The sequence below is a fragment of the Variovorax sp. Soil_C_33 genome (assembly GCF_057656935.1).
The window spans coordinates 111,350-128,939 of sequence record NZ_JBDGJK010000018.1 but is presented as its reverse complement, the minus strand read 5'-3'; the positions used below and the strand labels follow the sequence as shown (position 1 = coordinate 128,939).

Genomic DNA, 17,590 nt, shown 5'->3' with positions numbered 1-17,590 from the left:
TGGCGCACGGGTGCGGCGGCAGCTTGACCGTATCCATACGCTCGAACCATAATTCTCGTAAATGAGAATTTTGACCCCATGAGCACGCCACCCACCTTCGACTTCGCCGTGATCGGCGCCGGCATCGCCGGCGCATCCCTTGCCTTCCAGCTGGCTGGGCGCGCGAGCGTCGTCGTGCTGGAGCGCGAGTCCCAGCCCGGCTACCACTCGACTGGCCGCTCCGCCGCGATGTTCATGGAAAGCTACGGCACTACGGCCATCCGGGCGCTGACGCGCGCGAGCCGCGCGTTCTACGAGCAACCGCCCGAAGGCTTCGCCGCGCATCCGCTGCTCACGCCGCGCGGCGCGCTCTACATCGCCAGCGAGGCCCAGTCGCAGGAACTGCAGGCGGCTTTCGAGGCGCTGTCGCGCAACGCGCCGAATGTCCGCCTGGTCACCGGCGAGGAAGCCGTTGCCATGGTGCCGGTGCTGCGCGCCGACCGCGTGCATGCGGCCATCTTCGAGCAGGATGCACAGGACATCGACGTCCATGCACTCCATCAGGGCTACCTCAAGGGTATGCGGGCCCGCGGCGGCACACTGCACTGCAATGCGGAGCTCGCGGCCGCGGTACGTACCGAGTGCGTCTGGCAGCTGCGCCTGGCCGACGGCCAGCAGGTGCAGGCGCGTACCCTGGTCAACGCCGCCGGCGCCTGGGCCGACCAGATCGCGGACCTGTGCAGGGCCGCGCGCATCGGGATCGAACCGCGGCGGCGCAGCGCCTTCACCTTCGCGGCGCCCGAGGGCCTCGACTGCGCGGCGTGGCCGGCGGTCGTCGGCATCGACGAAAGCTTCTACTTCAAGCCGGATGCCGGGCAGCTGCTGGGTTCCCCGGCCAATGCCGATCCGGTGGTGCCGCACGACGTGGTGCCCGAGGAACTGGACGTGGCCCTGGGCATCCACCACATCGAGAACGCCACCACGCTCTCGATCCGCCGCCCGAGCCATGCCTGGGCGGGACTGCGGTCCTTCGTGGCCGACGGCGACTTCGTGCTCGGCTGGGACGACGGCTGCGAAGGCTTCTTCTGGCTCGCCGGCCAGGGCGGCTACGGCATCCAGACTGCCGCCGGCGCTTCGGAGCTGGCGGCGGCCCTGCTGCATCACGAGGCGCCGCCGGCGCAGCTGCTCGCCCACGGCGTGGATCCGCTTGCATTCCGGCCTGGACGACTGCGTTGACTTCAGCGCCATGGGCGTTTCTACTGGCACGATTCATGCACGTTTTCGGCTTTACTCGGATATGAGAATTCTCGTTAAAGAGAATTTCATGACCATCACCGAAAGGACTTTCATGCAACTCCGCACCAGCGCCCTTCTTCATGCTGCAGCATGGGCCTGCGCATCCTTCGCGGCCGTGCTGCCCGCCCAGGCCGCCGGCTATCCGGAAAAACCGGTGCAGATCGTCGTGCCCTTCCCGCCGGGCGGCGCGGGCGACGTGATGGGCCGCCTGCTGGCGCGCCAGCTCGAATCCCGGCTCGGGCAGCCGGTGGTCGTCGACAACAAGCCCGGCGCTGGCACCGCCATCGGCGCGCAGTTCGTGGCCAATGCCAAGCCCGACGGCTACACGCTGCTCTTGAGCTCCAATTCCACCTACACCCTCAATCCGGCCATTCAGCCCAAGCTGTCCTACGACCCGGTCAAGGCCTTCGAGCCCGTCGGCATGGTGGCCAACATGGCCCTGATCCTGGTCGCGCATCCGTCGGTGCAAGAGAACAGCGTGCAACAGCTCGTTGCAGCGGCCAAGGCCGCGCCCGAAAAGTACATGTACGGCTCCTTCGGCAACGGCACCGTGTCCCACTTCTCCGGCGAGATGTTCAAGGCGGCAGCAGGCGTCAAGATGACGCACGTGCCCTACCGCGGCAGCGCGCCGGCGATGACCGACCTGGTCGGCGGACAGATCCCGCTGGCCTTCGACAGCGTCGTGGCCGCGGTACCGCACATCAGGACCGGCAAGATCAAGCCGTTGGCGGTCACCACCACCACGCGCTCGGCACTGCTGCCCGATGTGCCGACCGTGGCCGAGAGCGGCTACGCCGGCTACCAGATGAGCTCCTGGATCGTGCTGGTCGCGCCCCGCGGCCTGCCGCCCGAAGTCAAGCAGAAGCTCGAGCAGGCCCTGGCCGCCGCCATGGATGATGCCGAACTGCGCGACAAGCTCAAGGGCGTGGGCTTCGAGCCCGCCTATGCGCCCATCAAGGACTGGAGCGGCATGGTCGGAAAGGACATTGCCCGGCTGCGCAAGATCGCGGAACAATCGAATATCAAAGCCGACTGACCTTTTTGGGCCTCGCACATCCATGCCATCCAGCCACACCCTTGCCGACCAGTCCGCCGTCGAATTGCGCCGCATGATCGGCAGCCGCGAGGTCTCGCCCGTCGAGGTGCTGGAGGCCAGCATCGCGCGCATCGAGGCGCTGAACCCGGCCGTCAACGCGCTCACCGCCACCTGCTTCGAGCGCGCGCGCGAAGAGGCCGCCCGCGCCGAGGCGCACGTGCTGCGCGGCGAAGCGCTCGGCAGCCTGCACGGCCTGCCCATCGGCATCAAGGACCTGGAAGACACCGGCGGCCTGCTGACCACCTACGGATCGCCGCGCTTCCGCGGCCAGGTGCCCGCGCGTGACCACGCGCTCGTCGCACGCTTGCGCGCCGCGGGCGCCATCGTGGTCGGCAAGACCAACGTGCCGGAGATGGGCGCCGGCGCCAACACGCGCAACCCGGTCTGGGGCGCCACCGGCAATCCCTTCGATCCGATGCGCAACGCGGGCGGTTCATCGGGCGGCTCGGCCGCTGCGCTCGCCACCGGCATGCTGCCGGTCGCCACCGGCTCCGACACTGGCGGCTCGCTGCGCATTCCCGCGGCACTGTGCGGCGTGGTCGGCTTCCGCCCCTCGCCGGGCCTGGTGCCGGTGGAACGGCGGCAACTCGGCTGGACGCCGATCTCGGTGATCGGACCGATGGGCCGCACCGTGGCCGACACCTGCCTGCAGTTCGGCGCCTCGGTCGGCCAGCATGCCTGCGACCCGCTCACCTACGCGGTAGACGGCCGCACGTTCACGCGGCTCGCGCCCGCGGACCTGGCTTCGCTGCGCGTCGGCTACACCGAGGACTTCGGCGTCTGTCCGGTGGACGACGGCATCCGCACGCTGTTCCGCCAGCGCATCGCAACGATCCGCCACCTGTTCCGAAGCGTCGACGAGGTGCGGCCCGACATGGGCGAAGCCGACCGCTGCTTCGACGTGGTCCGTGCCGCGAGCTTCGTCGCGGCCTTCCGCGAGGCCTACGAGGCCGACCCGGACTCGCTCGGCCCCAACGTGCGGGCCAACTACGAGATCGGCGCGAACATGACGATGGCCGACGCCACCTGGGCGCACCTGGAGCAGACGCGCATCTTCCGTTCGTTCCAGGCGCTCTACGAGGATTTCGACCTGATCCTGTCGCCGACCACGCCGGTGTCGCCCTTCGCCTGGACGCTGCCCTACCTCGACCAGATCAACGGCCAGAAGCTGCGCAACTACTACCACTGGCTGGGCCTGACCTACGTCGTGACGCTGGCCACCAACCCGGCCCTCGCGCTGCCCTGCGGCGTGGACGCGGGCGGCATGCCCTTCGGCCTTCAGCTCATCGGCCGCTTCCGCGGCGATGCCGAACTGCTGTCGATCTCGCATGCGATGGAAGCCGCGTTCGCGCGCATGCCCGAAACGCAGCGGCCGCAGCCGGACCTCGCTCGCCTCGCGAAGCCCGTGCCCGAGTTGAAATCGATCGTCACGCATCCGCCGATCTTCGACGCCGCGATGCCATCCGCCTCAACCGGGGGCCAGGCCGCGGTTTGAGCGTCACTCCTCGTCGCGCACCCGATGCTGCCCCATCAGCGTCTGCTGCAGCGCCGGCGGCACCGCCTCGTAGTGCGAGAGCTCGATGGTGTAGCGCCCCTGCCCGCTGGTCAGCGCGTTGAGCCGCGACTGGTAGCCTGACAGCTCCGACAGCGGCACCTGCCCCCGGATCAGCACCGTACCTGCCGAGCCGTTGGAGGTGCCCGTGACCAGGCCGCGGCGCCCCGACAGGTCGCCCGTGACGTCGCCGATCGCCGTGTCCGGCGCGGCGATGTCGATCTGCACCACCGGCTCCAGCACGATCGCGCGCGCCGCCTGGATGGCCGCGATGAAGGCCTTGCGGCCTGCGGTGGCGAAGGCGATGTCCTTGCTGTCGACGCTGTGGTGCTTGCCGTCGTAGACCACCACGCGCACGTCGACCACCGGGTAGCCGGCGATCGCGCCGCGATCCAGCACCTCGCGCACGCCCTTCTCGACCGCGGGGATGAACTGGCTCGGAATGGTTCCGCCGCGCACCTCGTCGGCAAACTCGAAGCCGGAACCGCGCGGCAGCGGCTCGATGCGCAGGAACACCTCGCCGAACTGGCCGGCGCCGCCGGTCTGCTTCTTGTGGCGGTGGTGGCCCTCGGCCGGCACCGTCACGGTCTCGCGGTAGGCGATGCGCGGCGGCCGCGTGTTGACCTCGAAGCGGTAGACCTCGCGCAGCCGCTCGAGCAGCACGCGCAGGTGCAGCTCGCCCAGGCCGTAGACGATGGTCTCGTTGGTGACCACCACATGCTCCAGCCGCAGGCAGGGATCCTCGTCGACCAGCTTGCCGAGGATCTCCCACATGCGCTGCTCGTCGCCGTGCCGCTTGGGCTCAATTGCCAGCCCGTGCACCGGGATCGGGAATTCCAGCGGCGCGAGATGGACCCGGTCGTCCTCGGCCGCGTCGTGCAGCACGGCGTCGAAATGGATCTCGTCGACCTTGGCCACGGCCGCGATGTCGCCCGGCAGCACGCGCGACACCTCCACATGGTCCTTGCCCTGCAGAAGGAACAGGTGGCCCACCTTGAAGGGCTTGCGCCCGTCGCCGATGTAGAGCTGGCTGTCGCGGGTGAGCGTGCCCTGGTGCACGCGAAAGATGCCCATCTTTCCGACATAGGGGTCGACCGTGACCTTGAACACGTGCGCCAGCACGTGCAGCGAAGGGTCGGGCCTGGCCTCCATGGGCTTGGCCTCTGCGCCCTCGCCGACGATGAAGTTCGGCGGGTTGGCCTCGGTCGGATCGGGCAGGAGCTTGACGATCACGTCCAGAAGCTCGGCCACGCCGGCGCCGCTGCGCGACGAGACGAAGCACACCGGGATCAGGTGGCCTTCGCGCAGCGCCTGCTCGAGCGGCGCGTGCAGCTCGGCCGGATCCACATCGCCCTCTTCGAGATAGCGGTCGACGAAGGCCGCGTCGACCTCGACCACCTGCTCGACCAGCGCGCGGTGCGCCGCTTCGACGGGGCCGAAGTCGGACTGCCCGAAGCGGTTGAAGAAGCAGTCCACCACCTGCCGGCCCACCCCGTCGGGCAGGTTCAGCGGCAGGCACTCGCGGCCGAAGGTGGCCTGGATGTCGGCCAGCAGGCCCGCCAGCGAGACGCCCTGCGAGTCGATCTTGTTGACGATGATCATGCGGGCGAGGTGGCGCGAGGCCGCGTACTCCATCATGCGAACCGCCATCGGTTCGATGCCGGTGGCGGCATTGATGACCACCGCCGCCGTTTCGACCGCCTCCAGCGCCGGCAGGCTCTGGCCGAGGAAGTCGGGGCCGCCGGGCGTGTCGATGAAGTGGATGCGCGTGCCGGCATGCGTCAGGTGCATCACCGATGCGTTGAGCGAATGCTGCATGCGCCGCTCGATCGGATCGTGGTCGCTGACGGTGCTGCCCCGCTCGATGCTGCCCGGCGCGCCGATGGCGCCTGCCTTGTGCAGCAAGGCCTCGGCCAGGGTGGTCTTGCCCGAGGCCGAGGCCCCGACGAGTGCCAGTGTGCGCACCGTCTCCATTTCGGCCGCGAGGCCGTTCGATCGGCTTGGCATGGGTGGTCTCCTTACGCCCGGAAGCGTGGGTTCGCGTGCTTGCCTCTGCCGACCCAGCGTACGGGATTGACCGGCCCGGCGCAAGCGGGGCAGCTACGGCGTGGCGATCGCTTCGCCCCCAGGGTGTCGCGCGGCCTGCCTTCCCAAGGCATGCAGCACGGGCAGGGCCGCGAGCGCCGCCGTCAGATGCTTGAGGGTGTGGCCCGATACCAGCTGCTGAGTCGCCTCATAGATCGCGTGGTCCGACAACTCGAACAGCTTGGCCAGGCCATAGAAGAAGATCACCCAGCCCAGCTTGACCCCGAGGGCGCCGCTCACCGGCTTGGCGAGCGCCAGCGCCAGGACCAGCGCCATTCCGCCGTACTGGACCAGTGCCCACGGCAGCACGTTCCCGGTTTCGTGATGGACGCCCACTGCCAACAGCCCTCCGGCCAGCGTGAACCAGGCCGCCGGCCAGCCCGCACGCGCGCTCACCCGCTCGCAGATCGCGACGCCCAGGATGCCGGCGAACGCGACCGCCATGCCGGCACGGTCTGCGGCCAGCCGCAGGCCGTCGGGCTGCAGGTGATAGAAGGCCGACCCCGCGGTGGTGAGGACCAGCCCCGCGAAGAACATCCAGGCGCAATTGAGCGCGTTGTCGGGGAGCTGGCTCGCGGGCTGCGGGCCCGGCATGATGTCTTGTGCGTCCTTGCGAGCCCGGTCGAGCCGGCGCAGCCGGAGCAGGCCCCAGATGCCGATCGCCGCGAAAGGCAGATTGCTCAGCACGTCCATCGCGTTCGGGAGCCCGTGCCAGGCACGGTTGTCCGCAAGGGCCGCGGCGGCCAGTTCGGGCGTCGGCAGCGCGGGCGCGACGATGGCGCACACCCACAGCAAGGCGAACAGGATCAGCAATCCGCGTTCGCGAGGTGAGAGCGACGGCACATCCATGGCGGAACTCCAGGTAGCTCGAGAGAAATTTTCCACCACTTCAGGCAACAGCCGACAATATTCCTCACGATGAAAAGCTGACCATGAAAACCTTGTTTCTGGCGCGGCATGCCAAGTCGAGCCGCGACGATCCGTCCCTGCCCGACAGGGAGCGGCCATTGAACGATCGCGGCCTCGATGACGCGCCCAGGATGGGCAAGCGCCTGAGCAAGCGCGGCGTGAAGCCCGATCTGCTGGTGTCGAGCCCGGCGCTGCGTGCCTTGACGACGGCGCAACTCATCGCCGACGAGATCGGCTATGCACGCAAGAACATCGTCGTCGATGAGCGGCTCTACGCCAGCAGCCCGGACGACTTGCTCGCCGTCATTTGCGCACTCGACGACAAGCTGGACAGCGTGATGCTCTTCGGCCACAACCCCGAGTTCGCCGAGCTCGCGCACCGGCTGTCGAGCGACATCGCCGACATGCCCACCTGCGCCATCGCCGAGTTCCGCTTCGATGCCAAGGCATGGGCGGATGTCGCGGAACTCGATCCGGCGAAGGCGAAGCTGGACGCGCCGAAGAAGTAGTTCTGCCGGCTAGGGCCTGTTAAGGCCCTAAGCGAGCAGCGACACCCAGTCAGCCAACGGTGTGCCCCAAACAGGAAGCCGGCATACACCGCCAAGCCGCCCGCGAGCGCCCCCAAGTCATTCAGAGCACCCGGCGGGGCACCAGGCGCGCTGCGTGGGACGGCGCGGCGTTGGACGGAGATCCAGTCGGCCACTGCCCAGACGAGGAAAGCCCCGAACAGCAACACGTCGGCCAGCGTGCCATTGCCCAGCAGGTGCGACGCCGCCCAGAACATCACGGCAAGCAGCATGGGGTGCTTGACCGTTCGCTGGATGCGCCCGGGCAGGTAGGCCGCGAACAGCAGAGGAAACACCGGCAGCATCAACAGCAGCACGACATGCCGCAGCGCGGGCGGCGGCGTGTAAAGCACCACCGGCGCCTGGCGAGCGACGCCATAGCCATAGATGAGCAACAGCAGGCCGGCAAGCGAGGCCAGGGCGTACATGCCTTTCCAGAGCCGCTCGCCGCGCCGTGCGATCTGCGCGTCGCGCCAGGCGGGCGCGACGATGGACACCGAATGAATGCCGAGGAACAGGATGAGGCCAACGACAAGAAGAGACATGGGAACAACCTCCAGGCGGCGCTGCTGGCCCCAATGGCCGTTGAACGATTGTCAGTGGAAATCGCGGCTCTTGTTGCTCATGGCCAGCCGGCCCAGCAGCGGCGTGAGGTCCTTGAAGCCGGTGGCCACCAGGTGCCGCACCTCGCCGCCGCTGTCCACGTCGCGCTGCCAGGTGCCCTGCACCGCGAGCAGGTGCGACTTGAGCAGCGGCTCGCGCCAGGCCTCGACCACGTGGCTCCAGACGATCACGTTGACGTTGCCGGTTTCGTCCTCGAGCGTGACGAAGATGGTGTCCTTGGCGGTCTGCGGGCGCTGGCGTCCCATCACGATGCCGCAGGCGCGCACGGTCCGGCCGCTCGGCAGGTCGCGCAACTGCTCGGCGCTCGAGAGCCGCATGCGCGCGAGCCGCGGGCGCAGCAGCGCCAGCGGATGGCGGCGCAGCGTGAAGCCTAGCGAGGCGTAGTCGCCCACGATCTCCTCGCCCTCGGGCGCAAGGGGCAGCTGCAGGGCCGCTTCGTGGATGGGCACGCCCTTGAGCAGCGCCGGCGCGCGGCGCTGCGCGGTGGCGTCCCACACCTGCTGGCGGCGGTGGCCCGAGAGCGTGATCAATGCATCGGCCGCCGCGAGCGCCGCCATGTCCTTGGCGTCGAGTTCGGCGCGCAGGGCCAGGTCTTCGGTGCTGGCGAAGGCGGCCTGGGCGCGGGCTTCGACGATGCGTTGGGCGCCGGCCTCGCTGAGGCTCATGACACGGCGCAAGCCGAGGCGTACCGCCGGCTGGCCGGGTTGGCCGAGGCGCGCGGCGAAGCGCGGGGACAGCTCCGATGGAAGAGCAGCCGCCTTCTCGAGCGTGCAATCGAGCTCGCTCGCAGTCACATCCACCGGCCGCACCTCGACGCCATGGCGCCGCGCATCCTGCACCAGCTGCGAAGGCGAGTAGAAGCCCATGGGCTGCGAGTCGAGCATCGCGGCCAGGAAACAGGCGGGCTCGTGCAGCTTGAGCCAGCTGCTCACGATCACCAGCAGCGCGAAGCTCGCGGCATGGCTTTCGGGGAAGCCGTATTCGCCGAAGCCCTGGACCTGCTTGAAGATGGCCTCGGCAAATTCGCGGTCGTAGCCGTACTTGACCATGCCCCCGACCAGCCGCTCGTAGAACTTCTCGACCCCGCCCTTGCGCTTCCAGGCGGCCATCGAACGGCGCAGGCGGTCTGCCTCGTCGGGCGTGAACTTCGCCGCGATCATCGCGATCTGCATCACCTGTTCCTGGAAGATCGGCACGCCGAGCGTGCGGCCGAGCGCGGGAATGAGATCGGGATAGCGATACTCGACCTCGCCGCCCTTGCGGACTTTCTCGCGGTTCTTCAGATAGGGATGCACCATGCCGCCCTGGATCGGCCCGGGCCGCACGATCGCGACTTCGATCACGAGGTCGTAGTAGGTGCGTGGCCTGAGGCGCGGCAGCATCGACATCTGCGCCCGGCTCTCGATCTGGAACACGCCGATGGTGTCGGCATCGCAGACCATGTCGAACACGGCCTCGTCGTCGTTCGGTATCTGGTGCATCTGCAGCGCCGTGCCGCGCCAGCCGTTGACCATGGCCAGCGCGCGCCGGATCGCGCTCAGCATGCCGAGCGCCAGCACGTCGACCTTGAGCATGCCCATGGCCTCGAGATCGTCCTTTTCCCACTGGATGACGGAGCGGTCCTTCATCGACGCGTTCTCGACCGGCACCAGGCGCGTCAGCTTGCTCTGCGTGAGCACGAAGCCGCCCACGTGCTGGCTCAGGTGGCGCGGAAAGCCACGCAGCTGCTGCGTGAGCTCGATCCATTGATGCAGCTTCCGCATGTCTTCCTGCACGCCCGAGCGCTCCATCGCTTCCGCGAGGCGCTGGTCGAGCACCACATGGTCGAACCAGTAGTGGTCCTTGGCGAACTCGTCGACGAGGCGCAAATCGATGCCCAGCGCCTTGCCCACGTCGCGCAGCGCGCTGCGCGAGCGGTAGCAGATCACGACCGCGGCGATGGCGGCGCGGTCGCGGCCGTATTTCTTGTAGATGTACTGGATCACCTCCTCGCGCCGCTGGTGCTCGAAGTCGACGTCGATGTCGGGCGGCTCGCGGCGCTCGCGGCTCAAGAAACGTTCGAACAGCAGGTTGCCGGTATCGGGGTCGATGGCGGTGATGCCGAGGCAGAAGCAGACGGCGGAATTGGCCGACGAGCCGCGGCCCTGGCAGAGGATTTTTTCTTGCCTGGCAAAGCGAACGATGTCCTCGACCGTGAGGAAGAACATCTCGTAATGCAAGTCGAGGATCAGCTCGAGTTCGTGCTCGACCTGCGTTCGCACCTTGTCCGGAATGCCGTGCGGGTACTTGTCCCGTGCGCCCTCCCAGGTCTTGCGCACCAGCGTCTGGGCCGGCGTCTCGCCGCCCGCCACGTTCTCGAGGGGGTACTTGTAGTGCTCGCGGATCACCTCGAGGTCGAAGCTGCAGCGCCGCGCGACTTCGAGCGTGTTGGCAAGCAGCTCGGCCGGATAGAGCTCGGCCAGGCGCAGGCGCGAGCGCAGGTGCCGCTCGGCATTGGACTGCAACGCAAAGCCGCACTCGGCCACCGGCTTGCCTTCGCGCACGGCGGTAATCACGTCCTGCAGCGGCTTGCGCGAACGCACGTGCATGTGCACGTCGCCGGCCGCCGCCAGCGGCACGCCGGTCCGTGCACTCGCCTGCTGCAAGGCGGCGAGCCAGAGGTCGTCGTCGAGCTCGTTCGCAAGCTCGACCGCGATCCAGAGATGCTCTTCGAAAAGACGCGCAGCCTCCGCCACATCGGCGCAAAGCGCTGCGACATCGGGCATGGCGCCCGGCGTGCGCAGCGGCACGAAAAGGATTTCGCAATCGCGCAGCGAGGCCACATCGCTGCCTTCCCAGCTCACGCGGTACGTGCCCTTGGGCGCCGTGGTGCGCGCCGCGGTGATGAACTCGCAGAGATTGCCCCAGCCTTCGAGGTCGTGCGCGATCGCCACCAATTTGAAGCGCTCGAACAGGAACTCGCTGCCGAACAGCAGCCGGAACGGATGCCGCTCCGAGGGGGCCAGCGTCTCGAGGTATTCCCTGAGCCCCTCGTGCGCGCGCACCACGCCGGCCACCGAACATTCGTCGGTGATGGCGAGCGCCTCGTAGCCGAGGTCGTAGGCGCGCTGAACCAGCTCTTCGGGGTGCGATGCGCCGCGCTGAAAGCTGAAGTTCGTGATGCAGTGCAGCTCGGCATAGGAGGGCAAGGCCGGCGCCCGCAGCGGCTCGGGCTGCGACCGCCACGGCAGCGCATGCACCGTGGCCGAGGCCCGTGTGCGCTTCTGCATCTGCTTGTCGCTGAGTTCAGGCATAGATCCCCTGCAGGTACCAGCGCGAAGCCTCGGAAGTGAAGCAGGATGAAGGCCGCTCGCGATAGATCCACACCAGGCCGGCCTTCGGGCTTTCCGCGATGTAGTAGTCGCGCACCGCCGGCTGGCCCTCGCCCCACCAGCCGGCCTCCACCCGCTGCGGCCCGACCAGCTTGCGCAGGCGACCCTGGTAGCACGGGCGCTCGCCTTCCATCTCCAGCCGCAAGGGTTCGCGCAGCAGCCAGGCCGGGTACAGCGCATCGGGCTGCGCAGCAGGTGGCGGCGAGGCATCTGCGCGCGCCTTGTGCAATGCCGGTTTCCACACCTGCTTGCATTCCGGCCGATGGTCGGCCTGCGCGGCCGCACGCAGCACCTGCTGCGCACCCAGCCGCGCACTGAGCCGCTCGACCAGCTCGTGCAGCTTGTCGCCCTTGCGGTTGTCTTCCGGCAGAAAGCTGGTGCTGGCGCCGGCCCAGGGCGTGGTCTCGATCGAGCGCAGGCGCAGCCAGCTGGCGGGCGCGGCCAGCGTCGTGAGCGCGAGCCGTTCGGCCAGCAGGCGGCGCAGGTGCGCCATGTCCTGCGTGGGCTCGGCCGTGCGCACCGTGACCTGCTGGTGCGGCGGCAGGTCGACGCCATTGAAGCGCCGGAGGTCCAGCGTCCATTGCAGCTCGAGCGCCACCGCGCCGCGCTGGCGAGCGGCGAGCCAGATCTGCAGCGCGCTGAGCAGGCGGTTGGCCGACCACATGAGCTCGGGCGCGCCTTCGGCCAGCGCGGGGAGTTCCAGCTTCTGCTCGAACACGTCGGGCAGCGTGAGCCAGGCATGGCTTTCGGGCTTCAATCCATAAGCGGCATCGAGCGCTTCGCGCAGTTCCTTGCCGAAGCGGCGCGTGAGCCCGCCGCGCGGCAGTGCCGCCACCTCGCCCCAGGTGCGGCAGCCCAGGTGCGCCAGCACGTCGAGGTGGTCGCGCGCCGCGCTCAAGGTGTCGAGCGGCAGGTCGGAAGGGGTGTCAGCGGGCGGCTCTTCGCCGCGCGCGAACATGCGCAGCCGCGCAAGCGCGATCCGGCTGGTCGCGCCCTGCGCCCGCTGCACGGGCACCGGCGCGGGATTGGTCCGCGCCAGCTCGCGCATCAGCGACAGGCGCCCGCCCCACAGCCGCTCGCAGGCCGAGACTTCGAGCAGCAGCGCCTCGTCGTCGACCCAGGCGACGCGCGGCGTGAACTGCAAGGCCCACCAGCCGAGCGCCTCGGGGGGCGGCATCGGCAGCGCGGTATCGAAGAGGAGCTCAGGCGGCCAGCGCAATGCGATCCAGTGCATGGCCTTTCTCCTGGTGGAGACCGAGGCGAACCACGGTCGCGCCCTCGGCCATCGGTTGCAACACGCCCTCCTGCTGCCGCCGCAGCTTGCGCCTGAGCTGGCTGGCCGCGAGCAGCGCCGCCATGCGCTCGCTGCGCGCCGGCAGCTGGATGGGCAAGGCCAGCGGCGGGCCGCGGCGCTTGAGGATGTGGACGTCGAGCTGCGCGCTGTTTTCCTCGCAGCTCGCCAACCGCAGGCGCAGCCGCGCCGGTGAAGTCATCTGGGCCGCCGTCTCGGGGCGGAACACGAACAGCAGCGCATCGTGCTGCGCCGCCGCAAGCTGCAACCGCCGCAGCTCGCCCACGCGCGCCTGCGGCAGCCAGGCCAGCACGGCGGCCATGTCGGCGCAGCGCAGCGCTTGTTCGCAGGCCCAGAGCCGCGCGGCCGATGCCTCGCAGCGCACCCACAGCAGCGCCTCCACCGGCAAGCCTTGCGCCGCAAGCGCCGGTCCGAAGGGTTCCTGCGGCGCCCCGATCAACGCGACCGGGCCGGTGCCGCCCTGCACGGCCTGCGCCAGCGCAGGCAGCAGCAGTTGCCAGGCATGGGACTCGGGCGCGGATTGCAGCAGCTCGGTCATCGCGCCCACCGGCCAGCCGCCGCCGGGCAGCTGCGCATCGAGCACCGCATGGCCGGTGCCGACGACCTGCCCATCGGCCAGGCCCAGCTCGTCCCCGCGCCAGACCTTGTGGCGCGCAGAGGAGGAAAAGGAGTCGAAGGAAGGGAGGCCCATGATGGTCGAATAACTGTATTTTTATACAGTATTCTTGGGTCGTCTCAGGATTTTTTAATCCCTGCCCTCCGCGCGCCTTCAAGACACGCTTGATCGATCTATATCCATTTGAATATACTCATGAAGCCGATCCGCTTTCTGGGCGATGCCCTCAAATGCTTGAAGGAATTTCCGCCGGATGCCCAACAAGATGCCGGTGACCGCCGGGCCGTTCCCAAGGCAAATACCGCAGCGCGCAGCGCGGACGTTTATCCAATGAGCACCACCACTTACGCCAGCGTCTGGGATGCGATAGCCGACACGCCCGAGCAGGCAGCCAATCTCCGCACACGCGCAGAGCTGATGCAAAAAATCGCGGCCATCGTGCAAGCAAATGGCTGGACTCAAACACAAGCCGCCACGCACTGCGGCATCACGCAGCCGCGCATGAACGACTTGCTGCGAGGCCGCGTATCCCGCTTTTCGCTCGACGCGCTGGTCAATATCGCGACCGCCATCGGACGCCGCGTGCACGTCGAGCTGACGCTCGCCTGAAGCATGATCACCCGCCCCATCCCCTCCACCCAGGAAGCCCTCCCCGTCATCGGCTGCGGCACCTGGATGGGCTTCGATGTCGCCGCCGGCAGTGCCGAGCACCGGCGCCTGCTCGGCGTGCTCGATGCGCTGTTCGCGGCCGGCGGCACGGTGATCGACAGCTCGCCGATGTACGGCCGCGCCGAGGCCGTGACCGGCGAGCTGCTGGCCGCGGCAAAACAGCGCGACCAGGCCTTCCTCGCGACCAAGGTCTGGACCAGCGGCCGCGAGGCCGGCATCGCGCAGATGGCGCAGTCCTTCCAACGCCTGCGCACCGAGCGCATCGACCTGATGCAGGTGCACAACCTGGTCGACTGCCGCACGCATCTCGAGACCCTGCGGGGCTGGAAGGACCAGGGCCGCGTGCGCCACATCGGCATCACGCACTACACCTCGTCGGCCTACCCGGAAGTCGAGGCCGTGCTGCGGGCCGAGCAGCTCGACTTCCTGCAGATCAACTACTCGCTCGATGCGCGTGAAGCGGAGCAACGCCTGCTGCCGCTCGCCGCCGAGCGCGGCGTCGCGGTCATCGCCAACATGCCGTTCGGCGGCGGCGGCCTCATGCGCCGGCTGCGCGGCAAGCCCCTGCCCGGCTGGGCCGCCGAGATCGGCTGCGCAAGCTGGGCGCAGCTGCTGCTCAAGTTCGTGCTGAGCCATCCGGCCGTGACCTGCACCATCCCCGGCACCAGCCGGCCCGAGCACATGGCGGACAACGCGGCGGCCGCTGCGGGCAGCTTTCCGGATGCCGCCTTCTGGCGGCGCAACGCGGCCTCGCTACAGCTCTAGGCGAAGAAGCGCAGCAGCAGCGCATTCACCTCCGCCGCGCGCTCGTACTGCACCCAGTGGCCGGCGCCGTCGACCACCGCGCCCTCGCGCTGCGGATGGCCAGCGGTGAGCTGCGCAACCAGCGGCCGCGAATCGGCCGTCACGTCGTGTTCGCCCCAGAGCAGCAGCTGCGGCCCGCCGAGCGCGTCGAGCGCGGCCTGCAGCCCGCCCGCCATCGAAACCTCCTTGCTGCGAAAGCGCGTGCCGTGACAGGAGATGTCGTGGATGGCAAAGGCGAGTGCGTCGATGGCGGCGGGCTCGCGCAGCATCAGCGCGCGCAGGTTGTGCAGCAGCGCGGCGCGCTCCTCCTCGCGGTCCTTGGCGGCGCGCCAGTTGATCATCTCGGCCGTCATGCGGCGCATCGTCCCGTGCCCGCCGCTGCCCATCAGGGCCAGGCGCTGGATGCCGCCGCGCCGGAGCGCAAACTTCGCCGCCACCAGGCCGCCGAAGGAAAAGCCGCCGAGGTCGATCTCGGTCCCGGCGCCGATCAGGCCGTCGAGCGTGGCGACCATCGCATCGAGCGAGGGCCCCAAGGCCTCCTGGCCCGGCGCGGGCCGCGGCGGCGTGTCGGACTCGTTGAAGCCCGGCATGTCGGGCAGCCACAACGTGTGCGCGGCCGCGAGCGCCTCGATGTTGCGCAGCCAGTGCATCCAGCTGCCATGGCCGCCATGCAGCAGCACCAGCGGCGGGCCGTCGCCGAAGCGGCGCCAGCGCACGCGCAGGCCCTCGTGCAGGGCATCGTGATGAACGGACAGCGCGTCGGTGCGCGCAATCAGCCGGTGCGCCTGGGCATCGGCCATGGGGTCGAAAGTGTGGAGGTCTGATGGCACCGGCACATTGTGCCGGCGTCGATCAGGCGGCGTCGATCAGGCCGTGTCGCCGGCCGCCGCGCCGAAGCGGTAGCTCGACACCGCGATGCCGCCCATGAACGCATCCTCGTGGTAGATGCGCTTGCCGGCATCCTGCTCGGCGGCGCCGACCGCGACCATCAGCGGGATCAGGTGCTCCTCGCGCGGGTGCGCGATGCGGGCCGCGGGCGCCTGCGACCAGTCGAGCAGGCGCTCGACCCGCTGCGCCGGCGCCGCATCCACGGTCGCGGCCAGCCAGTCGTCGAAGGCCTTCGAGGGCTCGTGCGCCTGCGGACCGAAATTACGCAGGTTGTGATAGCTCAGGCCGCTGCCGACGATCAGCACGTTCTCGTCGCGCAGCGGCGCCAGCGCGCGGCCCAGCGCCAGGTGCTCGGCCGGATCGAGGCCGCGCCTGAGAGAGAGCTGCACCACCGGCACGTCCGCCTGCGGATAGATCGCGGCCATCGGCGAGAACATGCCGTGGTCGAAACCGCGTTCCGCATCCAGGCTCGCGGGCAGTCCGGCGGCCTCGATCAACCCCTGCACGCGGCGTGCGAGCTCGGGCGAACCGGGCGCGTCGTAGTGCACGTGGTAAGTGTGCTCGGGGAAGCCGCCGTAGTCGTAGATCATGGGCGGCTTGGGGTTGCCCATCACGGTGAAGGCCGGCGCTTCCCAGTGCGCAGAGATCATCAGGATGGTGTCGGGCCGGCGGCCGATCTGGCGCGGCATATCGGCCAGCGCGGCCTCGAGCTGGGCGTAGGCGTTGCCCATCTCCTTTTTCATCCACGGCCAGGGGCCGCCGCCGTGGGAGATGAAATAGGTGGGGAGGGTTTGCGTGGTCATGAGTGCCAGTCTAGAGATTTCCCTTCGAGAAATCGATAACCTAGGATTCATCTAATCGTTTCTCTTAAGGAAATCAACCATGGACCGGCTGACCAGCCTGCGCGTGTTTCGCGACGTCGTCGAATCCGGCAGCTTCGTCGCCGCGGCCGAGCGGCTCGGCGTCTCGGCGCCGATGGCCAGCAAGCACGTGGCGCAGCTCGAGAAGTCGCTCGGCGCGCGCCTGCTGCACCGCTCGAGCCGGCACCTGAGCCTCACCGAAGCAGGCCAGGCCTGGTACGAGCAGAGCCGGCGCGCGCTCGACCTGCTCGACGCGGCCGAGGCCGCGATCGGCCAGAAGAACGAGGCGCCGCGCGGCCAGCTCAAGGTCAGCGCGCCCGTGTGGTGCGCCACGCCGCGCATCGCCAGCGTGCTGGCGGACTACCGCGAGCGCTTTCCGGAAGTGCTGGTCGACATGCATCTGGAGAACCGCAAGGTCGATCTCGCGGCCGACGGCTACGACCTCGCGCTGCGTGCGACGCAGGAGCCCTCGCCGGCGCTGATCGCGCGGCCGCTCGTCCGCCTGCAGTTCCACCTGGTCGCCGCGGCCGACTACCTCGCGCGCGCCGGGCTGCCTGCCGTGCCGGCCGACCTGGCGAAGCTCGGCGCCATCGTGCCGAGCTACGTCAACATCGAGGGGCTCGCACTCAAGGGCCCGGGCGGGCGGCAGGTGCCGCTTCGGCTGCAGCCGGTGATGAAGTCCGACGACACCACCCTCACGCTGCATGCGGTGCGCGCGGGCATGGGCATGGCCTTCCTGCCCGAGTGGCTCATCGATGACGACCTGGCTGCCGGACGGCTGGTGCGCCTGGTGCCCGAGTACACCGCGCCGGCCGTGACCCTGTTCGCGGTCTACACCAGTCGCCAGTACATGGCGCCCAAGATGCGCAGCTTCATCGACTTTCTGGGAGAGTGCTTGTCGGTGCGATAGGCCTTGCGCATGCGCAGAGGCGGGCCCGCCGTTACAGTGGCGCCTCACTGGAG

The 17,590-nt window shown here is 69.0% G+C and carries 14 protein-coding genes and 1 pseudogene; 7 read left to right on the top strand and 8 right to left on the bottom strand.

Going from position 1 to position 17,590, the window contains the following annotated elements:
- Positions 1-78 precede the first annotated feature (78 nt).
- The 3 genes from AC3A6B_RS24370 to AC3A6B_RS24360 all read left to right on the top strand — a co-directional run bounded on the left by AC3A6B_RS24370 (position 79) and on the right by AC3A6B_RS24360 (position 3,866).
- On the top strand, positions 79-1,215 hold the full coding sequence (locus AC3A6B_RS24370) for an NAD(P)/FAD-dependent oxidoreductase (protein WP_487839222.1): 1,137 nt from the start codon (positions 79-81) through the stop codon (positions 1,213-1,215).
- A 112-nt stretch (positions 1,216-1,327) separates the two neighbouring features.
- Complete coding sequence (locus tag AC3A6B_RS24365; RefSeq protein WP_487839221.1) at positions 1,328-2,311, top strand: Bug family tripartite tricarboxylate transporter substrate binding protein; 984 nt, start codon at positions 1,328-1,330, stop codon at positions 2,309-2,311.
- Positions 2,312-2,333: 22 nt separating this feature from the next.
- Positions 2,334-3,866, top strand: coding sequence for an amidase (locus tag AC3A6B_RS24360; protein WP_487839220.1), 1,533 nt, complete (start codon positions 2,334-2,336; stop codon positions 3,864-3,866).
- A gap of 3 nt (positions 3,867-3,869) precedes the next feature.
- Here the strand turns inward: AC3A6B_RS24360 and fusA are convergent, their stop codons facing one another.
- The gene (gene fusA, locus AC3A6B_RS24355) at positions 3,870-5,930 is read right to left on the bottom strand and encodes an elongation factor G (protein WP_487839219.1); all 2,061 of its coding nucleotides are present in this window, start codon (positions 5,928-5,930) and stop codon (positions 3,870-3,872) included.
- Between the two features lie 93 nt (positions 5,931-6,023).
- The gene (locus AC3A6B_RS24350) at positions 6,024-6,857 is read right to left on the bottom strand and encodes a hypothetical protein (protein ID WP_487839218.1); all 834 of its coding nucleotides are present in this window, start codon (positions 6,855-6,857) and stop codon (positions 6,024-6,026) included.
- Between the two features lie 83 nt (positions 6,858-6,940).
- Here AC3A6B_RS24350 and AC3A6B_RS24345 point away from each other — a divergent pair, with 83 nt between their 5' ends.
- Entirely contained in the window at positions 6,941-7,426 is a 486-nt protein-coding gene (locus tag AC3A6B_RS24345) for a SixA phosphatase family protein (RefSeq protein ID WP_487839217.1), read from the top strand.
- 53 nt (positions 7,427-7,479) lie between these two features.
- Here the strand turns inward: AC3A6B_RS24345 and AC3A6B_RS24340 are convergent.
- The 4 genes and pseudogenes from AC3A6B_RS24340 to imuA form a co-directional block, all read right to left on the bottom strand.
- Positions 7,480-8,028 (bottom strand): annotated as a pseudogene (locus tag AC3A6B_RS24340) (NnrU family protein); the annotation flags it as partial.
- Between the two features lie 51 nt (positions 8,029-8,079).
- Complete coding sequence (locus tag AC3A6B_RS24335) at positions 8,080-11,400, bottom strand: error-prone DNA polymerase (RefSeq protein ID WP_487839216.1); 3,321 nt, start codon at positions 11,398-11,400, stop codon at positions 8,080-8,082.
- On the bottom strand, positions 11,393-12,712 hold the full coding sequence (locus AC3A6B_RS24330; RefSeq protein ID WP_487839215.1) for a Y-family DNA polymerase: 1,320 nt from the start codon (positions 12,710-12,712) through the stop codon (positions 11,393-11,395). Before AC3A6B_RS24330 ends, AC3A6B_RS24335 begins: the two co-directional genes overlap by 8 nt.
- Positions 12,681-13,481 (bottom strand): translesion DNA synthesis-associated protein ImuA, encoded by an 801-nt coding sequence (gene imuA / locus AC3A6B_RS24325; RefSeq protein WP_487839214.1) that lies wholly within the window; start codon positions 13,479-13,481, stop codon positions 12,681-12,683. The genes AC3A6B_RS24330 and imuA overlap by 32 nt, the downstream gene beginning before the upstream one ends.
- A gap of 120 nt (positions 13,482-13,601) precedes the next feature.
- Between imuA and AC3A6B_RS24320 the strand changes: the two genes are divergently transcribed.
- Together AC3A6B_RS24320 and AC3A6B_RS24315 are read left to right on the top strand one after the other, a co-directional pair.
- Entirely contained in the window at positions 13,602-14,015 is a 414-nt protein-coding gene (locus tag AC3A6B_RS24320; RefSeq protein WP_487839213.1) for a helix-turn-helix domain-containing protein, read from the top strand.
- 3 nt (positions 14,016-14,018) lie between these two features.
- A complete protein-coding gene (locus tag AC3A6B_RS24315) occupies positions 14,019-14,840 on the top strand; it encodes an aldo/keto reductase (RefSeq protein WP_487839212.1) in 822 nt (273 codons plus the stop codon).
- On the opposite strand, the gene AC3A6B_RS24310 is transcribed toward AC3A6B_RS24315, so the two are convergent.
- Together AC3A6B_RS24310 and AC3A6B_RS24305 are read right to left on the bottom strand one after the other, a co-directional pair.
- Positions 14,837-15,679 (bottom strand): alpha/beta fold hydrolase, encoded by an 843-nt coding sequence (locus AC3A6B_RS24310; RefSeq protein WP_487839211.1) that lies wholly within the window; start codon positions 15,677-15,679, stop codon positions 14,837-14,839. The two genes, AC3A6B_RS24315 and AC3A6B_RS24310, sit on opposite strands and share 4 nt — an antisense overlap.
- Positions 15,680-15,745: 66 nt before the next feature.
- A complete protein-coding gene (locus AC3A6B_RS24305; RefSeq protein ID WP_487839210.1) occupies positions 15,746-16,570 on the bottom strand; it encodes a DODA-type extradiol aromatic ring-opening family dioxygenase in 825 nt (274 codons plus the stop codon).
- Positions 16,571-16,649: 79 nt separating this feature from the next.
- Between AC3A6B_RS24305 and AC3A6B_RS24300 the strand changes: the two genes are divergently transcribed.
- On the top strand, positions 16,650-17,537 hold the full coding sequence (locus AC3A6B_RS24300; RefSeq protein ID WP_487839209.1) for a LysR family transcriptional regulator: 888 nt from the start codon (positions 16,650-16,652) through the stop codon (positions 17,535-17,537).
- The last annotated feature ends 53 nt before the right edge of the window (positions 17,538-17,590 follow it).

What these genes read in the sequence shown, in the direction of transcription:
- AC3A6B_RS24310 (WP_487839211.1), bottom strand. Translation starts at nt 15,679, where the DNA reads ATGGCCGATGCCCAGGCGCACCGGCTGATTGCGCGCACCGACGCGCTG.
- AC3A6B_RS24370 (WP_487839222.1), top strand. Translation starts at nt 79, where the DNA reads ATGAGCACGCCACCCACCTTCGACTTCGCCGTGATCGGCGCCGGCATC.
- imuA (WP_487839214.1), bottom strand. Translation starts at nt 13,481, where the DNA reads ATGGGCCTCCCTTCCTTCGACTCCTTTTCCTCCTCTGCGCGCCACAAG.
- AC3A6B_RS24320 (WP_487839213.1), top strand. Translation starts at nt 13,602, where the DNA reads ATGAAGCCGATCCGCTTTCTGGGCGATGCCCTCAAATGCTTGAAGGAA.
- AC3A6B_RS24300 (WP_487839209.1), top strand. Translation starts at nt 16,650, where the DNA reads ATGGACCGGCTGACCAGCCTGCGCGTGTTTCGCGACGTCGTCGAATCC.
- AC3A6B_RS24345 (WP_487839217.1), top strand. Translation starts at nt 6,941, where the DNA reads ATGAAAACCTTGTTTCTGGCGCGGCATGCCAAGTCGAGCCGCGACGAT.
- AC3A6B_RS24335 (WP_487839216.1), bottom strand. Translation starts at nt 11,400, where the DNA reads ATGCCTGAACTCAGCGACAAGCAGATGCAGAAGCGCACACGGGCCTCG.
- AC3A6B_RS24350 (WP_487839218.1), bottom strand. Translation starts at nt 6,857, where the DNA reads ATGGATGTGCCGTCGCTCTCACCTCGCGAACGCGGATTGCTGATCCTG.
- AC3A6B_RS24360 (WP_487839220.1), top strand. Translation starts at nt 2,334, where the DNA reads ATGCCATCCAGCCACACCCTTGCCGACCAGTCCGCCGTCGAATTGCGC.
- AC3A6B_RS24330 (WP_487839215.1), bottom strand. Translation starts at nt 12,712, where the DNA reads ATGCACTGGATCGCATTGCGCTGGCCGCCTGAGCTCCTCTTCGATACC.
- AC3A6B_RS24305 (WP_487839210.1), bottom strand. Translation starts at nt 16,570, where the DNA reads ATGACCACGCAAACCCTCCCCACCTATTTCATCTCCCACGGCGGCGGC.
- AC3A6B_RS24365 (WP_487839221.1), top strand. Translation starts at nt 1,328, where the DNA reads ATGCAACTCCGCACCAGCGCCCTTCTTCATGCTGCAGCATGGGCCTGC.
- fusA (WP_487839219.1), bottom strand. Translation starts at nt 5,930, where the DNA reads ATGCCAAGCCGATCGAACGGCCTCGCGGCCGAAATGGAGACGGTGCGC.
- AC3A6B_RS24315 (WP_487839212.1), top strand. Translation starts at nt 14,019, where the DNA reads ATGATCACCCGCCCCATCCCCTCCACCCAGGAAGCCCTCCCCGTCATC.